Origin of the sequence: Shewanella sp. Isolate8 (assembly GCF_022398495.1) — a bacterium.
GTDB classification, from domain to species: Bacteria; Pseudomonadota; Gammaproteobacteria; order Enterobacterales; family Shewanellaceae; genus Shewanella; species Shewanella aquimarina.
In genome coordinates this window covers 1,575,997-1,591,341 of the sequence record NZ_JAKEVI010000001.1, presented here as the reverse complement: position 1 = coordinate 1,591,341, position 15,345 = coordinate 1,575,997, and the positions used below count along the sequence as shown (strand labels likewise).

Here is a 15,345-nt window from a genome sequence, read left to right as displayed (position 1 = left end):
CTTCTACTCATATTTATTATCATGCGGCGCACTTTCCATTAGCGCCAAAGTCATCTCGGCGGCAGAGATCTTTCTGCAGGCTGTGATATTTGCGCCACACCAAAGCGGTGAGAAATCACTCCTGCCGAGGGCCTCGCTCGCCTTTCGCAGTTGCGCCATCAAGTTTGTGGCGTAGGGAAAGGCCGGTGCCCGAGGATTCATCGACCCTAACTCTGTCATGGCGCGGTTCACTATGCCTCTTGCAGGCCTACCAGAGAAGATATTGGTCAAGGCGGTGCAGTCTCCAGCCCCATGAGCTCTTGATACATCCGCCTTGGCCGCGTGCTCGATTGCCGCTCTTTGCAGGCTTGAGGTATTGGCCTCATCACACAAGAGATAGGCGCTGCCCACCTGTACAGCGCAGGCGCCTTGTTCCATGGCGGCTTTTACCGCATGGCTATCGCCTATGCCGCCGGCGGCAATCACGGGCAGGTCGACACCTTTGGCTATTTGTGTGAGCAGGCTTGCCATCTCAAGCTGGGTGTTGAGATCCTCACTGAGAAACATGCCTCTGTGACCGCCCGCCTCTATACCCTGGGCGATTATGCCATCGACGCCTCGCGCGGTGAGATACTCAGCCTCGGCTAAGGTGGTGGCGCTGGCGATCACCTTGCTGCCCCAGGATTTAACTCGCGCCAGCAGCTCGGTATCGGGTAAGCCGAAATGAAAACTTATCACCTCGGGTTTATAGGGCGCTATCTCATCGGCGATCGCATGATTAAAGGGCATACGACTGGCGCCGCCTTGGCCGAGATCGACCTCTATCCCAAGCTCATCGAAATAAGGAATAAGTGCCTCATGCCAGTGCGCCTGTGCCTTGGGATCAAATGGGGGAAGTTGATGACAGAAGAAATTAAGATTGAGCGGCGCGTTAGTAGCCGCCCTGAACGCCTTAATCTCATCTATGATCTGCGCTTTACTCAACATGCCACAGGGGATGGAACCTAGCCCACCAACCTTCGCCACGGCAATGGCTAGTTTGCTGTCTTGCACGCCTGCCATAGGCGCCTGAATGATTGGCAGCTCAGTGCCCAACAGGGCCTTAAAATGCTTGTTACCCATCACCTTATCCTTAGTGAATGCGCTTAGTAGATGACCTTAGTAAATGCCCTTAGTAGATATAAGAATGGCCTACCTGGCTCAAAAATTACCTGCCGGGCTCATGGCCCTCATACCAAGGTAACTTGGCATCCATCTCCTCCCAATTGGCCTTGGAGGTGACAAAATTGTGGGAGATGGGGCGTTCGTTGATCGCCGAGTCTAAGATACCGAGTCGCAGGCGAATTCGCTTGCTGTCCTGGTCGTTGGCGCTATAGATGGGCGAGGCGCAACGACGACAAAAATAACGCCGTTTTCCCGGCGAAAATTCATAATTTGAAAGGAAATTTGCCTCATCCGATAGATTGAAGTCCACCAATTCGACAAAACCATTGGTGGCAAATGCCGTACCGCTCGATTTACGACACAGGGAACAGTGGCAATGAATGATCTGACTTATGGGTCCGCTGATGGCGACTTTAATGCCACCACATAGACAACTTCCTTGATACATGGGTTTACTGATCCAACTCACAATGACAACAAGCGCTTATGCTGCCATAACTTGCGGCATCAATTCAGTATAAATTTCCGCACTAAATCGTTAAATTGCGTAACTAAATGTGGCAAAGCACGAAATGCTCACCTAACACGCTGGCGTATCTCCCTGGTAACAGACTACGCCAAGCAGCCAAATCCCCTCCTTGTACCCAACTCGTGACATAGGGCTTCTTCGTTAAGGTTTCGGGGATCGCAGGGAGCACTCCCGGTGAATACGTATGCAGTCGATTGCTCCGCTCAAGCCTTCCCTTCTAACATGGCAGGCAGTAACTCCCCTCACCCTAAATAAAAAACGACAATAAAAGGTACACGGAATGTCTTGCACACAGATACCATCGGAGCGCCCTGCAGCCAGCGCGCGCAGCAACGCACCATCACGACCAGCCACGGCTTTGTCGGCCCTTACCCTTGCCATCGCGGCAACAGGCATGATGCTGCCCGGCACTAGCCTGGCTAAGACTGTCTCTCTGGCCTCGCCGGACAAGCAGATAGAGATCAGCCTCAGCGACGATAACCAGACGCCTGAATATAGCGTTAGCTTTCATGGCAAGAAGGTGCTCGCACCTTCTAAACTCGGCTTGGTATTTGAGTCTCTCGGGGAGTTTGGCAATGACTTTACCATCAAAGATATCAAGCGCAGCCAGATCGATGAACGCTGGCAACAGCCTTGGGGCGAGCGCGAATGGGTGACCGACAAGCATAATGGTCTGTCTGCCACCCTCAGCAATGGCCAGTACAGCCTAGTCGTCGAATTTAAGGTATTCGATGACGGCTTAGGTTTCCGTTACCGAGTGCCGAAGCAAGGCACACTGGACAAGCTAAACATCACCGCCGAACTCACCGAATTTAGCCTGCATCAGCCAGAGAAAGTCACCGCCTGGTGGATCCCGGCACGTGGCTGGAACCGCTACGAATACCTGTATCAGAAGACGCCACTCAAGCAGGTGGACAGGGTTCACACCCCCTTTACCTTCACCCTGGGGGACGGCGTTCACATGAGCATTCACGAGGCGGCGCTGGTGGATTACGCTGCCATGACGCTGGATCAGCGCAGAGACGGCACATTACGCGCAGATCTCACACCCTGGTCTGACGGGATCCGCGTCAAGACAAGGGCGGGCTTTAGCACGCCATGGCGCACGATTCAGATCGCCGACAAGGCTACCGGCCTGCTGAACTCAGATCTCATCCTAAATCTTAACGAGCCAAACAAGCTGGGTGATGTGAATTGGGTCGAGCCAGGCAAATATGTCGGGATCTGGTGGGGCATGCACCTCAACGAGAACACCTGGGGATCAGGTGATAAGCACGGCGCCACCACCTCCGAGACCAAGCGCTACATGGATTTTGCCGCCGATAACGGCTTCGCCGGTGTGCTGGTGGAAGGCTGGAACGTCGGCTGGGACGGCAGCTGGTTCCATAACGGCGATGTCTTCAGTTTCACCCAGGCCTATCCCGACTTCGATCTGCCCGAGATCTCGGCCTATGGTGCCAGCAAGGGGGTACGCCTGATCGGCCACCACGAGACCTCTGGCTCTGTCAGAAACTACCGCAATCAGATGAGCGATGCCTATGATCTCTATGAGAAATATGGGGTCACTCAGGTGAAAACCGGCTATGTGGCCGACGGCGGCGACATCAAACGTGTCGACGAGCAAGGCATAGTGCGTCACGAATGGCATGACGGCCAGTTTATGGTGAACGAATACCTGCACAGCGTCACCGAGGCCGCCAAGCGCCACATCAGCATCAACACCCATGAGCCGATTAAAGATACCGGCCTGCGTCGTACCTATCCCAACTGGATAAGCCGCGAAGGCGCGCGCGGTCAGGAGTTTAATGCCTGGGGCACGCCGCCTAACAATCCGTCGCACACCACTACTCTGGCCTACACCCGCATGCTGGCTGGCCCCATGGATTTCACCCCGGGGATCTTCGATCTGGCTCCCAAGGGCCTAGACGCAGTCAATCGGGTACAGACCACGCTGACAAAGCAGTTAGCCCTCTATGTGGTGCTCTACAGTCCGATTCAGATGGCCGCCGATCTGCCCCGCAACTATAAGCAGCACCCCGATGCCTTTAGGTTTATTCAGGACGTGCCCACCGACTGGGCCCAGAGTATCGCCCTGGCCGGCGAGGTAGGTGAATACGTAGCCTTTGCCCGTCAGGAGCGCGGCGGTAAGAGCCAGGGTAAGGACTGGTACCTGGGCGCCACCACAGACGATGAGCCTCGCGAGATCAGTATAGATCTCGACTTCCTCGACCCAGAGCTGCACTATGAAGCGCAGATCTACCGCGACGGCGACAAGGCCGATTGGCGTACCAACCCCTATGACTATGTGATTGAGACCCAAAAGGTGAATAGCAAGCAGCAGCTGACGTTAAAACTTGCCAGCAGCGGCGGTGTTGCCATCCGCTTCAAAGCGCTCTAGGCCTCAGGTGTAACACTAAAGATCTAGCGCTTAAACCACTTTAGAGGATGCAAGTCTGTACAGGCAGGCTTGCATCCTCTTCTTATTCTGGCAATGCCCTTCGCCCTCTCCTGCGTTGTCTGCCATATCGGGCCAAGGCCAATCATCTGCAACATTTGTTTACCTTTTTCCGGCGATTTCCCCCACATTTCTACGACTAAAGCCGCGCTCCCTCCCCCAAGCTTCAGGGTTATTCTGCTAAGGTAGTTTGTGCATCACTTTTATGCGCAAAAAAGCACCAAACAATAACAAGAATGAAGAGCAGAACATGACAATCAAACCATTTATCGGCAAGACACTGCTGCTAACGGCTCTGTGCGCCGCTACACTTCATGCCACGACTGGCCTTGCAACCAAGGTCCATGCAGCCACGGGAGCAGAGGCACATAACCCCTATACCGCGCCCTCAGCAGAAGATCTTCGCCTGTATGAGATAGCCGATGCCCCCCAGCCAGCGCGCATTTTGCGCGATATACAGACCCTGGTTGACTTCGGCACCCGCCATACCCTATCGAGCCAGACAGATAAGCAGCGCGGCATAGGCGCAGCCAGAAATTGGATTAAGGCCGAGTTTGAACGCATCTCTGCTGCCTGCGGAGGATGCCTTGAGGTGATAGAGGTGGGTGACACAGTGTCGGGTAAGCGCATTCCCGAGCCGACCAGAGTCGTGAATATCATCGCCATTCAGCGCGGCACCTTAGATCCCAACCGTGTGGTGATGATGAGCGGCGATATCGACTCTCGGGTCAGCGACGTCATGGATGCTAACTCATTTTCTCCCGGCGCCAACGATAACGCCTCGGGCGTGGCTGGTGCATTGGAAGCCGCCCGTATCCTGAGCCAGTATCAATTTGGCGGCACCATAGTCTACGCGGCCCTATCGGGCGAGGAGCAAGGCCTCTATGGCGGCGCAGGACTGGCCAGTTTTGCCAAGAAGCAGGGCTGGCAGGTCGAGGCCGTACTCAATAACGACATGATCGGCAACATCCAGGGGATCAACGGCGTGGTGAGCAACCATACGGTGCGGGTGTTCTCAGAGGGCGTGCGTATCGCCGAGACGCCAGCCGAGGCCAAGGAGCGCTACTTCAGCGGTGGCGAGAATGATTCTGCCTCGCGCAATCTGGCCAGACACATCAAGCGGCTCGCCGACCAGTACATGACCAACCTGGACGTGCAGCTCATCTATCGTCTCGATCGTTTCGGTCGCGGTGGCCATCACCTACCGTTTAACAAGGCTGGCTTTCCTGCGGTGCGAGTGATGGAGACCAACGAGAACTACAATCGCCAGCATCAGGATATTCGCATCGAAAACGGCATCGCCTATGGCGACGTGATAGAAGGTGTCGATGAAGCCTTCGCCGCCAAACTAACGGCCCTCAACGCCATCAGCCTGGCCTCCATGGCCTGGGCCCCCGCGCCGCCCACTCAGGTAAGCATCTCGGGGCAGGTATCGGCCGATACTCAGCTAAACTGGCTGGCAGATGCCACGGCAGAGGTGGCAGGTTATCGCGTCTATTGGCGCAAGACCACAGAGCCGGAGTGGACCCACAGCCGATATGTCGGCAAGGTCAACAGCTTCACCCTGCGCAACATGGTGATCGACAACTATCTGTATGGCGTCGCTGCCGTGGGCTATAACGGCAACACCAGCCCGGTAGTGTTCCCTGGCGCGGCGGGCAGCTTCTTCCGTGGGACGTTAGACTCAGCCGCCAAGGCTGCAAAACAGCACTAGTTAACGAGCCAGATGCTCACCATTATGAGTTAATTTATTTGAACGTAAATGTGACTCGCATATCAACCCAGGCCGCCTTCGCGGCCTGAATATTGTTAGCGAATCTAAAAAATGCAAACCAATCGCTCAGAAAAATATCCATAAACAATAGTTAAACAGCATCTTATAGCACACCTAAGTGTGTCACATCTTTCGCTGACACTGATTTCATTTGGTAAAGCTCTCAACAAAACATTTCATCGAAAACTCTAATTTTAACCTGATATACGGCGCACATCGCTTGAGTCGCCTCCCCTTTCCCTGCTGGTTGCTCACCTGTTTTCCCATCTTATTGCCCAGCTAATTGCCCGGCTAATTGCACGAGTGACGACAGGTGCCTTTTTTCCATTTAACGCCTAAAAAGCCTACGACCTAGGGCATCTTGCTCATTGTTACAAACGCCAACAATTGAAAACCTCAAGCCAGAACGGTCACCATTTAAGGCGCTGTTTTAAATGAAAATAGCCCATAGAACAGCAAAGCCAATCAGGTTAACAGCAGGCTACACAAAGGTTAACGCCCGATGATGAATACGTATGTAATCGGTTGTCGCCTGTTTCGGCTCAGGGTTAACATGCCTTGGTGTTTAATTTCATGTGTAACTCCTATGAAATTGGCCAGGTCGATGCTCACCTTATCAGGCACTGAAGGCATGAAAGGCGAGCACTAGAGTCTCTATCTACTCATCAGGGCTTAAGCCTAGAGAAGTAGAACCCTAGCTTTTGGCGAATACCCGTTTGAGGGAAGCGTGTATTCGCCCCTTTTTTCACTCGACCGACTTCCATAAAATAGTGATCGCGCCCCTTTAGCCCCGCGCGACGATAACAAATAATGATAAAGAGAAACATCGGATGTCACACAACACCCTATCCGCCCAAGGCACCCCAAACGTCAAGCCCGCTTTAAGCTTCTGGCAGATCTTCAACATGTGTTTTGGTTTTCTGGGGATCCAGTTTGGCTTTGCCCTGCAAAATGCCAATGTCAGCCGTATCTTCCAGACCTTAGGCGCAGCGATCGATGACATCCCTATTCTCTGGATAGCGGCGCCGCTCACGGGACTGCTGGTGCAGCCTATCATCGGCTACATGAGTGATAACACCTGGGGCCGACTCGGTCGTCGCCGCCCCTACTTTCTCATTGGCGCTATCTTTACCACACTGGCTATCTTTATCATGCCGCACTCGCCTGTGCTCTGGGTCGCGGCCGGTATGCTGTGGATCATGGACGCCTCGATCAATATTGCCATGGAGCCGTTTCGCGCCTTTGTCGGCGACAACCTGCCGAGTAAGCAGCGTCCGCTGGGCTATGCCATGCAGAGCTTCTTCATCGGCGTCGGCGCCGTGGTCGCCTCGGCCTTGCCTTATCTGCTCACCAACTATTTCGATGTCGCCAATACGGCGCCAGAAGGCGAGATCGCCGATTCGGTGCGCTACGCCTTCTATTTCGGCGGCGCCGTGCTGCTGCTTGCCGTTAGCTGGACAGTGTTTACCAGCAAAGAATACTCTCCCGAGGAGCTTTCGCGCTTCGAGCAGGAAAGCAGCGAGCATGTGACACTGCATCATGATCGCAGCTGGCAGGCCTATCAGAAAGGCGCCATCACCTGGGGCCTTATCGGCGCCCTGTTAATCGCGATCATCTACCTGCAGTCACTCGACAAACAGCTTTACCTGTTGGCCGTAGGCGTGTTTGCCTTCGGTCCGCTGCAGTGGTTCTGCGCCAAGACCTTAAAACAGATCCGCGGCGAAACGCGTCATCAGCAAGGCATGGTGTTTAGTGTGGTCGATGCCCTATTCCATATGCCGAAGGCGATGCGCCAGCTGGCCGTGGTGCAGTTCTTCTCCTGGTTCGCCCTCTTCTCTATGTGGATCTACACCACGGCGGCGGTCACAGATCATCACTATGGCACCCAGGATGTACTCTCAAAGGCCTATAACGATGGTGCCGACTGGGTGGGTATGCTGTTCGCCTCCTACAATGGCTTTGCCGCCGTGGCGGCGATATTCATCCCCCTGCTGGCCATGGCGGTTGGTCTCAAGGTCACTCACCTGATCAACCTATGCTGCGGCGGCATTGGCTTGATCAGCTTTTACTTTATTCAAGACCCGAACCTGTTATGGCTGCCCATGATTGGAGTGGGTATCGCCTGGGCCTCTATCCTATCTATCCCCTATGCCCTGCTCTCTAACGCCTTGCCTGCGGCCAAGATGGGCGTCTACATGGGGATCTTTAACTTCTTCATCGTGATCCCCCAGTTGTTGGCCGCCAGCGTACTGGGTGTGTTGCTCAATGCCTTCTTCGATGGCAAGCCGATCTTCGCCCTGATCCTGGGTGGCAGCTTTATGATCTTGGCAGGGATCAGCGTGCTGTTTGTCAGCAATCGAAACGAGCAAGACTAACTAGTAACTGGGCTAGAGACGGCGCTAGCCCCTGCGACAATACACAGACTTAAACGACCCCCTTATAAACGAATAATAAGCAAATAATTAATGAGAGCCTTAACATGACGTCTAAGCCAGTACCTTTTACGCGCTCACTACTTGCCCTCTCCCTGGGCGCCCTGCTTAGCGCCTGTGGCGGCGCCAAGAGCGACATGGACACAGCGCCAGCACAAACCGCCAGCATAGCAGCGCAACAGATAACCATTGCCCCTGGTGCCCCCGGCGCCTCGCCCACCTGGGCCTTTTCCGGCAAGACGGGTATTGGCACCTCTTTCGAGCCCTATGTGACCAACGAACAAGGTGCGGCCCAATACCTGAGCAACCAGGCCAATCCCGTTAGCCGGGTATGGTTCTCGCTGGCGCAGGGGATCCTCACCGAGACCATGTACGGGCTAATCCATAACGCCCAGCTCAAAGAGGCGCAGTTCATCATCAGCGGCAATGGCTTCGTCGATACCGAGAAAGACAATACCGTCACCAGCATAGATTACCTGCATAAGGATGACGCTGGGCGACCATTGTCCCTCGCCTACAAGGTGATAAATAAAGATATCGAGGGTAAATATCAGATAGAGAAGCACTTCTTTACCGATCCCAATCGCGACAGCCTAGTGATGCAGGTGTTCTTTACCGCCTTCGAGCCGGGGATCACCCCCTACCTCTACGTCAATCCCCATATCGACAACAGCGGCGCCAACGATATCGCCAGCGTGAGCCAAGATGGCAACAGCCTCTACGCCTACACGGGCGATAAAGATTCCAGCGTGCTGACAGTGCGCGGTGACATTCCCTTTACAGCAAGTAGCGTGGGCTTTGTCGGCGAGTCTGATGGCCTGACCGATCTTAAGGCCAACGGCGAGCTGAACTGGCATTACGCCAGCACCAGCGCTGATAAGAAGAGCCTAGGTAATGTCGCCATGACGGCAGCGCTGCCTACTCTGGAAGTGGGCGATGCTAACCGTCCAAGTCTTAGCACTACCTTGGTATTTGGCTTCGGCGCAGATAAGGCCAACAGCGAGCAAAATGCCAAAGACACGCTTACCGCCGGTTATGACAAGGTGCTCGCCGCCTATAACGGTGAAGGTGATGCCATCGGCTGGCAGGACTATCTGCAGTCGCTCTCAAGTCTCAATGCCATGACGGCCAATACCGCCGATGAGGGTAAGCTCCTCTATACCAGCGCCATGGTGCTCAAGGCCCAGGAAGATAAGACCCACGCCGGCGCTCTCATCGCCTCACTCTCAAATCCCTGGGGCGACAGCGTGTCGGCCATCAAAGGCTCGACCGGTTACAAGGCGGTGTGGCCGCGAGATTTTTACCAGTGTGCCATGGCATTTCTGGCCATGGGCGACACACAAACCCCTAAGGTCGCCTTCGAGTACCTCAAAAAGGTTCAGGTAACGGCAGCAACGCCAGGATACAGCGGAGTCCCGGGATGGTTCCTGCAAAAAACCCATGTGGATGGACAGATTGAATGGGTCGGCGTACAGCTGGATCAGACCGCTATGCCTATCATGCTCGGCTGGAAGCTCTGGCAGGCAGGCGTATTGAGCGATACTGAGATTGAACACTGGTATCAGACCATGCTTAAACCCGCGGCCGACTTCCTGGTGAGCGGCGGAGAGGTCAATCTCGACTGGAACCACACCCAAATCACGCCGCTGAAGACACAACAGGAGCGCTGGGAAGAGCAAGAGGGCTACTCGCCTTCTACCGCAGCCGCAGTCATCACGGGCCTTATCACCGCCAGCGATATCGCCAAACAGGCGGGCGACTTAGCGTCGAGCGAAAAATATCTGGCCAATGCCAAGACCATGGCTGAAAAGCTCGACTCACTCGTGGTGACCCACAAGGGGCTGCTGAGCGCAGCCGATGGAACACAAGCCCCCTACTACCTGCGTCTTGCCCCCAATGGCACGCCCGACAGCGATGATAAGCTTGCCGATAATAATGGCCGCGCAGGCTTAGATCAGCGTGAGGTGTTAGACGGCGGCTTCCTGGAGCTGGTGCGTTACGGCGTGAGGAGCGCCAACGACAAGACCATCAACGACACCCTCAAGCATATCGATAACACGGCGCTCGAGGATAATCTCAGGGTCAGGTATGAATTTACCGCCAAAGATGGCACACAATTCCCCGGCTTTAGGCGCTACGGTAATGACGGCTATGGCGAAGATACCGCCACCGGCGCCAACTATGCCGAGCATGGCAGCAACACTCCGGGACAACGTGGCAGAGTCTGGCCCTTCTTTACCGGAGAGCGCGCCCATTTCGAGTTAGCCAAGGCGATCGCCAACGGCACCCTAGATGAGACGAGCAAGGCACAATTGGTACAAACCTATGTTAAGGGAATGGAAGCCTTCGCCAACGACGGCCTGATGCTCCCAGAGCAGGTGTGGGATGGCGTGGGTAACAAGACCCGCTTTAACTATCAGCTTGGACAAGGGACAAACTCGGCGACCCCACTTGCCTGGACCCATGCAGAATATGTGAAGATGGTTCGCTCTGTCACAGAGGCTAAGGTATGGGATAGCTATGAGGATGTCACCAAAGCCCTTAATGAATAACGCGCTTATTAGATAACCCCGTTAAGAGCAAAATACCCAACAGGGCTTAAAGCCGCAATAAAAAGCCAGTCCTAGTGACTGGCTTTTTAATGGGCGTTAGAGAGTGAACATGGACACATGATATTGAATTTAGATACAAGTCCTCATTAGTCCCTCCTCATCGGCCGCTCCCTACTACATTTCAGCGACAACCTGTTCGCTGCTTGCTGCTCGCTAAATTTGCCCTTACTCAACAATCACCGCCAACAATGACCGCCGAAAGAAACGCTTATCAAGCTTAATCCATTACCATAGGATCTGGCCTGAAACACGCCTCGCCCACAATGGCTGTAACATGCCTGTGGTAGCCCAACACATCCCCATATAAAAAGATATAACGAATTTTCGGGTTATAACATCATGTTCTTTTTATGAGCGAAATCCGCACCGGCTATGGGTTTGCCCCCTATATTAGGGAAGACAGAGTGGGGAATTTCTCCCGATAAAGATGATATTTCAGCAAAATTGATAAAAATGAATAAAAAAATTTGAAAAGTATTGATATACTTCCCCCCGAATTTTAGAACGTAACTCCAATAGAGTAGAAAAATGACTGATTTATCAAAGTACAGAAACATTGGTATCTTCGCTCACGTTGATGCGGGTAAGACCACCACAACAGAGCGTATCCTAAAGCTAACCGGCAAGATTCATAAGCTGGGTGAAGTTCATGATGGTGAATCTACAACCGACTTCATGGAACAGGAAGCTGAGCGTGGTATTACCATTCAGTCTGCTGCTGTAAGTTGCTTCTGGAACGATCACCGTTTCAACGTCATCGACACCCCTGGCCACGTTGACTTCACAGTTGAAGTTTATCGTTCTCTAAAAGTACTAGACGGTGGTATCGGTGTATTCTGTGGTTCTGGTGGTGTTGAGCCACAATCAGAAACCAACTGGCGTTATGCAAACGAATCTGAAGTTGCGCGTATCATCTTCGTAAACAAGCTGGACCGTATGGGTGCAGACTTCTTGCGCGTTGTTAAGCAAACTAAAGACGTTCTTGCGGCTAACCCACTCGTTATGGTACTGCCTATCGGTATCGAAGATGAGTTCAAGGGCGTTGTCGATCTACTAACCCGTAAAGCATGGGTTTGGGACGAAACTGGACAAGCTGAAAACTACAGCATCGAAGATGTACCAGCTGACATGGTTGACATGGTTGAAGAATACCGTGAACAACTGATCGAGTCTGCCGTTGAGATGGACGACGATCTGATGGAAGCTTACATGGAAGGTGAAGAGCCATCTATGGAAGACATCAAGCGTTGTATCCGTGAAGGTACTCGCACCATGCACTTCTTCCCAACATACTGTGGTTCTGCGTTCAAGAACAAAGGTATGCAGCTTCTTCTAGACGCGGTAGTTGATTACCTACCTGCTCCACAAGAAGTTGATCCACAGCCTCTGACTGACGAAGAAGGTAACGAAACTGGCGAACACGCTATCGTTGACGCCGATGCACCTCTGAAAGCACTTGCGTTCAAGATCATGGATGACCGTTTCGGTGCCCTGACCTTCGTACGTATCTACTCAGGCCGCATCAACAAGGGTGACACCATCCTGAACTCTGCTACAGGTAAGACTGAGCGTATCGGTCGTATGTGTGAAATGCAGGCTGACGAGCGTAACGAACTTGAAACCGCACAAGCTGGTGACATCATCGCTATCGTGGGTATGAAGAACGTTCAAACTGGTCACACTCTGTGTGATGTTAAGCACCCATGTACGCTTGAAGCCATGGTGTTCCCTGAGCCAGTTATCTCTATCGCCGTTGCACCAAAAGACAAGGGCGGCAGCGAGAAGATGGGTATCGCTATCGGTAAGATGATCGCAGAAGATCCATCATTCCGCGTTGAAACTGACGAAGATTCAGGCGAAACCATCCTTAAGGGTATGGGTGAACTTCACCTAGACATTAAGGTAGACATCCTGAAGCGTACTTACGGCGTTGACCTAATCGTTGGTGAGCCACAAGTTGCATACCGTGAAACTATCACTCAAGAAGTTGCTGATAGCTACACTCACAAGAAGCAGTCTGGTGGTTCTGGTCAGTTCGGTAAGATCGACTACATCATCCGTCCTGGTGAGCAAAACTCTGGCTTTACCTTCAGCTCTTCAGTTGTTGGTGGTAACGTACCTAAAGAGTTCTGGCCTGCTGTTGAGAAAGGTTTCGAGAGCATGATGCAGACTGGTACCGTTGCTGGCTTCCCAGTACTAGACGTTGAACTAGAACTGACTGACGGTGCTTTCCACGCAGTTGACTCGTCAGCTATCGCGTTCGAAATCGCAGCTAAAGGCGCTTTCCGTCAATCTATGCCAAAAGCTGGCGCGCAACTTCTTGAGCCTATCATGAAGGTTGACGTATTCAGCCCAGAAGACAACGTAGGTGACGTAATTGGTGACCTTAACCGTCGTCGCGGCATGATCAAAGATCAGCAAGCTGGTGTGACTGGTGTTCGTATCAAGGCTGACGTACCGCTTTCAGAAATGTTCGGTTACATCGGTTCTCTACGTACAATGACTTCTGGTCGTGGTCAGTTCTCTATGGAGTTCTCACACTACTCAGCATGTCCTAACAGCGTATCTGAGAAAGTTATCGCTGAAGTTAAAGAAAGAGAAGCTAAGAAGTAATCTGACTTCTTAACGAAAGTTTCTTTACTAAAAACCCTAACAATGTATGTTGTTAGGGTTTTTTCTTTGGCCGAATTTCCCTCACAGGAGTCCTTATGTCCCAAGATGCCATAGTGGTATTGGATTTTGAAACCACAGGCCTCTCCCCCGCACAGGGCGATCGCGCCATTGAGATAGGTGCGGTAAAACTCAAGCAAGGCGTGGTGGTCGATAGGTTTCAGCAGCTGATGAATCCAGGCTTCGCCGTCAACAGTTTCATTGCTGGCTACACGGGGATCACCAATGAGATGCTCAGGCTGGCGCCAAGCTGCGAGACCGTCATGACAGATTTCGCCGCCTTTATCGATGGTTGTCAGTTAGTGGCTCACAATGCCAGTTTCGATCAGAAGTTTTTGGCCGCCGAGCTTGCACGCATCCATGTCTCGCAATCCCAACCATTTGCCTGTTCGCTATTGCTGGCGAGGCGCCTGTTTCAGGACGCGCCCAATCATCAGCTGGGCACCTTAGTCAGTTATCTCGCGATCGAAAACGATGGGGTATTTCACCGGGCACTCAATGATGCCGAGGTGACGGCGTCGCTCTGGCTCGAGCTCACCGCCGCCGTCACGCAAAGATGGGCCTGTCCCGCCCCCAGTTTTGAGTTGATGCTCAAGCTGCAACGTCAGCCCAAGCATCAGTTAGAAAGGTTTATGAAAAAACAGATGGCCTAAAGTTTCTTGCCGCAGGATTCGCGCTCTATCAGGCTGGTGGGGATCAACTGATTACTCACCTCCTGCCCCTTGATCTGTTTCAGCAGACTCTCTACCAAGATCTCGCCGGCGAGCTTAGTATTTTGCTTGATGGTCGTCAGCGGCGGGTTGGCAAAACTCGCCACGGGAATGTCGTCATAACCGACGATGGCCACATCCTCGGGGACCTTGATCCCCTGCTCTTTTAGCGCCCGCATGGCGCCGATGGCAATGAGATCGCTCGCGGCAAAGATGGCATCGAAGGGGCGTTTCTGCGCCAGCAGTTGGCTGGCCGCCTCAAACCCCGAGCTTTCCGTGCTGATGGCATCCACCTGCAGTCCCTTCTGCAAGGGTACGCCCGCCGCCTTAAGCGCCTGTTGATGGCCCAGGTAGCGCGCCTGAAATTCCGGGCTATGGCTGGAGGCATCGCCGAGAAACGCGATATGACGGCGCCCCTTAGCCAGTAGATGTTCTGTGGCAAGCACGCCCCCCTGACGATTGTCACAGCCAATAGAGAGCACAGAAGATTTGTGCTGCGCCGGCCCCCAGATCACCAGGTGGGTATTCTGCGCCGCCAGCTTATTCAACTTCTCCTCGTAATCCATGTAGTCGCCATAACCGAGCAGAATAATGCCATCGGCCTTATTACTGTCTTCATAGTCGGCGTGCCAGTCGCTGCTGAGCTGCTGAAAGGAGACCAGGAGATCGTAGCCCTGCTGCGCCGTTGCTCGGGTGATAGAGCCTAGCATGGAGAGGAAGAAGGGGTTGATCAACGAATCGTCATTGGTGGGATCTTCACACAATAACAGCGCCAGAGTCAGACTGCTTTGGGTGCGCAGGTTGCTGGCGTTCTTATCGACCTTGTAATTAAGTTCCTTGGCAATGGCCTGTACTCTCAAGCGCGTCTCTTCATTTACGAGCGGACTGTTTCGCAGCGCGCGTGATACCGTGGATTGCGACACCCCGGCGCGGTAGGCTATATCAATAGAGGTAGCTTTCGTTGTCATAATTATGGGCGACCTTGTTATACACGAACAGGGCGAGCCAGCGCCCGCCCCT

Annotated in this window: 9 protein-coding genes; 6 read left to right on the top strand and 3 right to left on the bottom strand. The window is 53.3% G+C overall.

Annotated elements, in window-relative coordinates:
* Window positions 1–3: 3 nt before the first annotated feature.
* Both L1D43_RS07025 and L1D43_RS07020 read right to left on the bottom strand, forming a co-directional pair.
* Entirely contained in the window at window positions 4–1,101 is a 1,098-nt protein-coding gene (locus L1D43_RS07025; protein ID WP_239850461.1) for a nitronate monooxygenase, read from the bottom strand.
* Window positions 1,102–1,186: 85 nt separating this feature from the next.
* Complete coding sequence (locus tag L1D43_RS07020; protein ID WP_239850460.1) at window positions 1,187–1,591, bottom strand: GFA family protein; 405 nt, start codon at window positions 1,589–1,591, stop codon at window positions 1,187–1,189.
* A gap of 475 nt (window positions 1,592–2,066) precedes the next feature.
* Between L1D43_RS07020 and L1D43_RS07015 the strand changes: the two genes are divergently transcribed.
* The 6 genes from L1D43_RS07015 (at window position 2,067) to L1D43_RS06990 (ending at window position 14,268) form a co-directional block, all read left to right on the top strand.
* Window positions 2,067–4,070: a glycoside hydrolase family 97 protein gene (locus L1D43_RS07015; RefSeq protein WP_239851073.1), complete on the top strand. Its 2,004-nt coding sequence runs from the start codon at window positions 2,067–2,069 to the stop codon at window positions 4,068–4,070.
* A 307-nt stretch (window positions 4,071–4,377) separates the two neighbouring features.
* Window positions 4,378–5,841, top strand: a complete 1,464-nt coding sequence (locus tag L1D43_RS07010) for a M28 family metallopeptidase (protein ID WP_239850459.1) — start codon at window positions 4,378–4,380, stop codon at window positions 5,839–5,841.
* 890 nt (window positions 5,842–6,731) lie between these two features.
* Window positions 6,732–8,276 (top strand): MFS transporter, encoded by a 1,545-nt coding sequence (locus L1D43_RS07005; RefSeq protein WP_239850458.1) that lies wholly within the window; start codon window positions 6,732–6,734, stop codon window positions 8,274–8,276.
* A gap of 104 nt (window positions 8,277–8,380) precedes the next feature.
* Window positions 8,381–10,885, top strand: a complete 2,505-nt coding sequence (locus L1D43_RS07000; RefSeq protein WP_239850457.1) for a glycoside hydrolase family 15 protein — start codon at window positions 8,381–8,383, stop codon at window positions 10,883–10,885.
* Window positions 10,886–11,473: 588 nt separating this feature from the next.
* The gene (gene fusA, locus L1D43_RS06995) at window positions 11,474–13,558 is read left to right on the top strand and encodes an elongation factor G (RefSeq protein ID WP_041511338.1); all 2,085 of its coding nucleotides are present in this window, start codon (window positions 11,474–11,476) and stop codon (window positions 13,556–13,558) included.
* A gap of 95 nt (window positions 13,559–13,653) precedes the next feature.
* Complete coding sequence (locus L1D43_RS06990) at window positions 13,654–14,268, top strand: 3'-5' exonuclease (protein WP_239850456.1); 615 nt, start codon at window positions 13,654–13,656, stop codon at window positions 14,266–14,268.
* Here L1D43_RS06990 and L1D43_RS06985 read toward each other — a convergent pair.
* Window positions 14,265–15,293 (bottom strand): LacI family DNA-binding transcriptional regulator, encoded by a 1,029-nt coding sequence (locus L1D43_RS06985; RefSeq protein WP_239850455.1) that lies wholly within the window; start codon window positions 15,291–15,293, stop codon window positions 14,265–14,267. The genes L1D43_RS06990 and L1D43_RS06985 overlap by 4 nt on opposite strands.
* Window positions 15,294–15,345 lie beyond the last annotated feature (52 nt).